6 protein-coding genes and 1 pseudogene are annotated in these 6,498 nt (G+C 31.6%); 6 read left to right on the forward strand and 1 reads right to left on the reverse strand.

The genetic code is table 11. The features are described from left to right. Window positions 1-159 precede the first annotated feature (159 nt). The 4 genes from A2255_01825 to A2255_01840 all read left to right on the forward strand — a co-directional run bounded on the left by A2255_01825 (window position 160) and on the right by A2255_01840 (window position 2,751). On the forward strand, window positions 160-708 hold the full coding sequence (locus tag A2255_01825) for a hypothetical protein (protein OGI18259.1): 549 nt from the start codon (window positions 160-162) through the stop codon (window positions 706-708). A gap of 73 nt (window positions 709-781) precedes the next feature. Next, entirely contained in the window at window positions 782-1,195 is a 414-nt protein-coding gene (locus tag A2255_01830) for a hypothetical protein (GenBank protein ID OGI18260.1), read from the forward strand. A 458-nt stretch (window positions 1,196-1,653) separates the two neighbouring features. Next, on the forward strand, window positions 1,654-2,094 hold the full coding sequence (locus A2255_01835; GenBank protein OGI18261.1) for a hypothetical protein: 441 nt from the start codon (window positions 1,654-1,656) through the stop codon (window positions 2,092-2,094). Window positions 2,095-2,562: 468 nt separating this feature from the next. Next, complete coding sequence (locus tag A2255_01840; GenBank protein ID OGI18262.1) at window positions 2,563-2,751, forward strand: hypothetical protein; 189 nt, start codon at window positions 2,563-2,565, stop codon at window positions 2,749-2,751. A gap of 404 nt (window positions 2,752-3,155) precedes the next feature. On the opposite strand, the gene A2255_01845 is transcribed toward A2255_01840, so the two are convergent. Further along, window positions 3,156-5,168 (reverse strand): hypothetical protein, encoded by a 2,013-nt coding sequence (locus tag A2255_01845; GenBank protein OGI18263.1) that lies wholly within the window; start codon window positions 5,166-5,168, stop codon window positions 3,156-3,158. 177 nt (window positions 5,169-5,345) lie between these two features. On the opposite strand from A2255_01845, the gene A2255_01850 reads away from it, so the two are divergent. Then, a complete protein-coding gene (locus A2255_01850) occupies window positions 5,346-6,098 on the forward strand; it encodes a hypothetical protein (protein ID OGI18264.1) in 753 nt (250 codons plus the stop codon). 2 nt (window positions 6,099-6,100) lie between these two features. Then, window positions 6,101-6,498: pseudogene (locus A2255_01855) on the forward strand (hypothetical protein).

Below are 6,498 nucleotides of genomic sequence, written 5' to 3' on the forward strand. Positions count from 1 at the left end.
GGTTAAGTTCCTAGCAGCCGTAAATAATCAGCGGGTTTTCTTTCTTTTGCTTACTTTTTCTTTCTTTTGTTGCAATATACTGCTCCAAGAAAAAAATATAGACATGTGTCAAAATAATATTGTGAGGTTAATTAATAAAAGCAGGTAAACGAGATTCACATGTCAGAAAAAGTAAAGAGAGCAAAGATCATAGTTGGCGGAAGGCATAAAATACAAGAATTTATTGATAAAGAAAAGAATGCAAAAGTTAGAGATAGATTAAGAGCAATATTATGGAGCAATAATCAAGTCCCAAATGAAGAAATAGCAAGAAGATTAAACAAGAATAGAAATACTATAGCAAAATGGATAAGGAACTGGAATAAGTTCGAGTATAAAGGACTAGTAGATAAGCCTGTACCAGGAAGACCAAGCATATTAACAAAAGAAGAAGAAAAAGAAGTTATTGAACAAGTGAAAGAGCAGCCAGAAGAGAATTATCAAGGCAGAATAACTTGTAAAATGCTATGTGCAAAGATAGAAGATAAATTAGGAAAACGATTAACACCTGAAGCACTCAGACATTACTTGAAAAAGAACGGATTATCCTGGAAAAAGTCTGGTATGTATGATTACCGAAGAAATGATGAACACAGACAACGTTTCTTATGGAAATTAGAAGAAATTAAAAAAAAATCTCAAGGAAAACGAGTTAATATGGTTTATTGATGAAACAACAATAACTCTTGAATCAAGTATTTCATATGATTGGATGAAAACAAATACTCGAAGACTAATAAAGATGAATCGGTCAGGTAAAAAAGATTGTGTAATAGGCGGTGTATCTCCAGATACAGGAGATACTATTTTTATTCAAACAGATAAAATAGATTCTCAAACTGTCTCAATGTTTATACAGGAATTATCCGAGAATTATTCGCAATATGATAATATATTGATTCTTGATAATGCTTCATTTCACGTTGCACAAGGAACTCCAGACTTTCCTGTTCCTAAAAATGTCAGATTGCTTTATCTTCCAACTTATTCACCAGATTTTAACCCCATTGAAAGATTATGGAAATATTTTAAAGATGAATTTATTAATAACAGATTCTATGAAAATATCTATCACTTAAGAAATACAGTCAATGATGCTCTTTATAGTCTTCTAAATAACCAGAATACAGTTAAATCTATTTGTTCTACTTATTAATTACTTTCTTGGAGCAGTATAAAAGAAAGAAAAGTAAGAAAGCTTATAAATGGACACAAAAGCAATTGAGATTCCTCACTGCGTTCAGAATGACAGTTATTTTGACAGGCCAAGCATACTACAAAAAAGTATTAGCAGATCACGCATCAAGTGCGGGATGATAATGCAGAGTTTGAAGCTTTTTCTTCTCTTAGAATTGGCCGATTTATTGAACATAAAATTTCAAGTCAAGACTTTTGCTTACAGCGAATAAATACATCATTTTATTCTATTACCAATTAACTGAGTGAAATAGTAAAACGGTACTTTAAAATAATATTTTTTAATTTAAAATAATTTTTATGGATACAATAAAAAGCAAAGTTTTTAATTATCTAACCGGCTCTCAAAAGTCAGATCTTTGTCATTATATATCTAAATTTGTCAAAAACTATTACGACAAAGAAACTGACGAGATTTTGGCATTATTTATTGAAGAAGAAAAGTATTACCTGGAAGTTGATGCATCAAGACACCCTTGGATAGTTGATTATCTTGATGATAAGCAATTTTATAAAGATCTGACTTTGTATATAAACGAAAATAAACGCAAATACAGATACAAAGAAAGCCAGAAAGAATTTGTAGAAAAACAGAAAGAGTTTTTAAAAGAGCAAAGAAAAGTTGCAAGAGATAGAAAAATGTCCGGACAATCTCCTACTTCAAAACAAAAAGCTTATTATAAGGCTTTATGCAAGAGATATAATATAGACATTAATTCTATCGATCTTGAAAAAACATCCAAGCTGGATTTAAGAAATGCCATAGATGCACTTTTAACAGAGCAGCATACGTCTGATAAGCAAAACATTCTTTCAAGATTAAATCAAATAATTGAATCAAGAGAAGAACAATATTAAGTTTCAAAATATGTGTTAGCTATAGATCTTTATTTATAAACATCTCAGGATGCTATGAATTCTAGTTTGTAATTTTTATGCATAATGTATATGCAAATTATTTGCCAAATAATTTGAAACTAAGCTAATCATACTGTTTTAATCAACAAAATTATTATTACGATATATTAACAATATTACTTCTTTATATATCAATTGAGCAATTTTTATATACTATTATGTTTTTATAATAATATAAGAGAGAAAAAAGGAGAGAGTATTAAAATATTTAGAAAAACAAAAATTCACTTTAGGTAAATTTAAATATATACACTATATTTAGATTGTTATTACCTAATATTCAAAATTTATTAGAAAATATATAAAAATTTAGCAATTTTTTCAAGCTGCATGTTTTTATATAAATAGGGGCAAAAACGGAAAACTAAAAACCACATTAAAGATTAAAGCTATAGGAGGAATATAAAAATGGCTAGAGTACTAATTTCAATGCCTGAGGAATTTTTAACCAAGATTGATAAATTAGCAGAAACAGAACAAAGATCAAGAAGTGAACTGATTAGAGAAGCATTAAGAACATATATAATGGCTAATAGAATTAGAGAAAATAGCTTAGCAACCAAAAACGCAGCTATATTAGAATCAATGCTGGACTAGTTGCTTAAGATAAAAATATAAATAAAAAAGACAGTTCGTGAACTGTCTTTTTTATTTATATTTTTCGTTAAATTGCTATTGGTAAGATTTGCAAATAATATGTTAAAAGAAACCTCCTGTCATTGCGAGGTGGCTAAGCCACAGTAACATTGTCAACAATCTTTCTTTAATATACAAAATCATTGATAATATGTTTGCGCCTATGGCACCAATCTATCCGTTTTACATTTAAAAGCTAGTTCATAATTGGTAAGATCCTCACGTCGCTTCGCTCCTCAGGATGACAGTGCGTGTTACTGGAATAATTGTTAACTAAGAAAAGTGACTGTGTCACTCAGGATGACAGTTCGGGAAATTATAGCATATTATTTGTCCATCTATACACTAGTTATAAGAAGCTGTCCTTAATTTTTAAACTTTTCTGAATATTGCACTAATTTTTGCAGTAATTCAGGGTGTTTAGTATTAACTTTATTGATAAAATTGCCACCTTTTGCTTCAATAGCCAGCTTTAATATTTCAGGTAAGTTAAATCCTTTATTTTGAGAAAGACTGCTATAGTAAACTTCTTTAAAGTTGTTTGGTAATCTGAGAGACCAGTTTTTATCACCTGAAGTTCCAGGTTTATTATATGCTTCATCAATTCCAAACATATCAGTAAAGAATACCTGAGCATTTTTAGATGGGCTGGTAAATAATTCTACAAATTTAGCTTTAATAAATTCATTATGATTATGTCTTAGTTTTTCGATGAAAGTGCCCTTGTCACTTTCAGACGCTAAGTCTTCTGCTAAATACTGAATATGTGGTTCAATGGCATTAGATTTATACCAGTCAGCAACACAAATAGATAACGGCATATTATCGTGAGTGCCTGGAGTAATCCAGTGATGCTCTCCAACGTTTCTGCCTCTATACATATGATCCGGTTCTTCAGGGGTAACAAATTGTGTTACTCTGATTCCGCAAAGACCAAGCTTCTTCATTACTGCCATAACAGGATTTGTCACAGTGCCAAGATCTTCGAAGATAATGGATTCTTTACCAACTTTATTTTCTTTAGCTGCTTCAAGAATTATATTTACAACTTCACAGTATTTATCAAAGATTTCTTGTTTATCAAGGCTCTCTTCTTTTACTCTGAGTTCATTTTCCGGAGGAAGAATTTTATCCAGATCTTCATGTTTCACCTCAGGATCTTCTAAAACCCTGTGATTATTTAAATCTTGAACTCCTATACGGGAATATTTTTTGAACTCTTCAGCATCAGGTGAAGAATATAACCTTCTTCCTCCATCTTCTGGCTTTGCAGTTTTACCTATTTTATAAACCCATGGATCAACTAAACCGACGGCATGGTCAATACGTGCACCACCGGGGTTTTCTTTGAATACTTTATCAAATCTTTCTTTAAGAAGTTGTCCTGCCTCGAGGAGTTTGCCTTTTTCATCAACAATTTTTTCAGGATCTAATACAGGAAATCCCCATGCCTGACCATCTTCTGAGAAGTAATCAGGTGGACATCCTAAGTGGTAACCTGTCATAAATATTGATTGATTCGCCCAATAGTCACGATCAGAGAAAGCCACCTGAATATCTGCCATTGTTTTTATGTTGTGAGCTAAAGTATATTCTTTAGTTTTTTCTTTCTGCTCATTCGCTATGAATTGGCTGAACTTGTAGAATTCAATTTCTTCAGCGTAAGTTTTTTCAACTTCAGCTATTCTTTCTTTAGCTGCTTTTATACCTTTATTTTCAGAAGTAAACAGGTTTTTATCTAATTTATCTTTCCAGATTGGCCAGTAATCATTGTTATGTTTTTTTGATAACGCTTCATAAAGAGCATCTTTATCCAGCCACTCTTTATTTTCTTTCTGGAATTTTTTAAATTTTTTCTCTATTTCTTTGATAGTTTTAGATGGTTTTTTATCAGCTAACTTTGTCTTGAAACTATTATAAGCTTCATAAAGAGCTTCATTTTGCTTTTGATAAATATATGTATAAGCCAGACGACTTTGACCTTTATTAGGATTATTTTCCACAATATTATCAAAAGTTGATTTTCTAAGAATTTCATCCCATTCAGGAGTTGTTAACTCGTATAAGTCAATAAATAATGAATTAGTAGAAAATATTGTACCTACATAAGGTGAAGCATCGTTTGATTTGGTTTTTCCGTCAGGTCCAAGTTGTATACTGTTAAATCCTAATTGCTCAACAAAATTAATAAGTTCCCTTGCTCCATTAGAATTTATTGTGCCGGTTCCTGTATCTTCATTTGATTTTGAAGGAAAACTTACACCGTGCATAATTAAGGATAAATTATCTTTACCCAGCACATTTAATGCCTCTTTAACGACTTTGCGGCATTCGTTTAATTCTTTTTCTGTTAGCCCTACATTCTGGGTTGTAGTCATTTTGTACTTCCTCTAACTCACTATAAATCTCAATAATATGTTACTTATATTAATCCAAGAGAGGTGAATTCATCAAGAAAAATTTATATCGAAGAATAATATTCTTTGCAGTATAATCTTGTGTGGTAGTATTATTAGTACTCTTAATGACATTTTAGCATTAATTCTTAAGGTAATATGAATAAGATTCAGGATTTAATAAATCAAAATAAAAGAATAATTGGTATTTGGGGATATCCTGATCCTGAAGTTCTCAATAAAATTCAGGGACAATATGCAGGGCATGAATTTGTAGATCTGGATATTAATTTTGGTGCGGTATCTTCAAATGTTGTACCGGATGCTTATTGCAAGATTATTACTAATATTATAGATAATGCAGTAGCACTGAAAGAGAAGACTGACTTGATAATAGCTTCAGTTGGTGAAGAAAAATGTGATTCAGCAAGGATTGCAGCAAGAATTCTTGAAGATTTAGGGTTTGAAATTATTCAGACAAGATATGATAAATACAATGACGCAATTGCCCCAACACCTATTGCTACAAGTAATTTACCTTTAAAAGAAAAAATTACGATTATGATGGACTGTGTCATAAAACCTGTAAATGTCGGGCTACAACAGTGCGAGGCCACAATGGGATTTTGGGGAGTTCCTCCGAATGATTTGAGCCTATTGGAACTATTTCCTGATACAACGCATGTTTTTGGCTGGACTAGATGTGTAGAAGCTAAAAGACCAGCTGATTTAGAGCTTGAAATGCTCGTAGATGAATCGATTCCTACAGTTTTCTTTGCTCAGACTTTTTGTGCTAAGATGCAGCTGGCTAAATATCTTGCAAGAAAACATAACGGACTATTCGTAGATGTAGATGATCTGGCATCAAACTCTGTCAGGGCAAAAATAGAAGCATTTATACGGTTAGGGTAAAAATGAGTAAACTATTAATAGACGCAGGAACAAGTTGGTGTAAAGTATTAGAGCTATATACGGATCAAGATGATCTAGTCAATAGCCCGTTAAATAAAATTAGCGAGATTACTGATGAGTATAGTCTGAGTATTAACGATAGAGAATTTATTGACAAAGAAGGAAATTTTCTATTTGGGCGCACACTCTTATTTCCAACAAAAATGCTGTCAAAATTAAAAGTACACTTTGATAGTGCCACAGGTCATATGGTGAAAAATCATATCAAACCTGATGGCAGCTATGAAAACGAAGTTATTGCCCTTGCTTACGGCGCTAAAAAAATACTAAATAATCCTGAAAATGCTACTATTGTTGATCTTGGAAGCAGAGATATAAAGTGGGTACAATTTAAAAACGG

The sequence above is a fragment of the Candidatus Melainabacteria bacterium RIFOXYA2_FULL_32_9 genome, assembly GCA_001784615.1.
Taxonomy (GTDB): domain Bacteria; phylum Cyanobacteriota; class Vampirovibrionia; order Gastranaerophilales; family UBA9579; genus UBA9579.